Origin of the sequence: Rhodoligotrophos appendicifer, from assembly GCF_007474605.1 — a bacterium.
In the GTDB taxonomy this organism is placed as follows: Bacteria; Pseudomonadota; Alphaproteobacteria; order Rhizobiales; family Im1; genus Rhodoligotrophos; species Rhodoligotrophos appendicifer.
Genome location: NZ_VHKL01000033.1, coordinates 1 through 533, shown reverse-complemented (window position 1 = coordinate 533; position 533 = coordinate 1). Strand labels below are relative to the sequence as shown.

1 pseudogene is annotated in these 533 nt (G+C 59.5%); it reads right to left on the bottom strand.

Features of this window, described 5'->3' with window-relative positions:
- Positions 1-303: pseudogene (locus tag FKM97_RS26495) on the bottom strand (SOS response-associated peptidase); the annotation flags it as partial.
- Positions 304-533: the final 230 nt, after the last annotated feature.

Sequence of the window (533 nt, the reverse complement as noted above, 5' to 3'; positions counted from 1 at the left end):
GATGTTGGTCGTGCCCTTGTCGGGCTCCCTCCGCAGCAGCTCCTTGAAATCGACGGCCTGGCCCTTGGCCTCCAGCTTCTGCGCCCGCTTTTGCGTGGCCTCCATGAGCACCCTTTGCGACGACGGCATGCCCCAGCGCGCCATGACCATCTCCAGGCCTTCCGGCGCGTTGCGGATGATGGGGGCCGAGTAATCCGGAAAGATCCCCGGCAGTGGCGGCAGGTTCCCCGTGCCGTCGCGCCAGGGTCGGATCAGCTCGTTGATCGCTTGTTGGCCCTTGGTCTGGCTGTAGAGGTTGCACATGGCGGCAGATTAGGAGCTGATCGACGAGCCGTCTACGCGCAGACCAGGAGGTTCATCATCTAAATGAGTAACGATCGGCATGCGTTCATGGAGAAGAGAGTCCTGCCCCACCGGATTGAAGATAAAGAGAACATGCAGAAGGAAACTCTGCTAAGCTCTCTGCTGGATCCGCGGGCACCTGTGTAGGCATATCTTTGCCACCTGTGATGCTTGTTAGGTGATCAAAGACC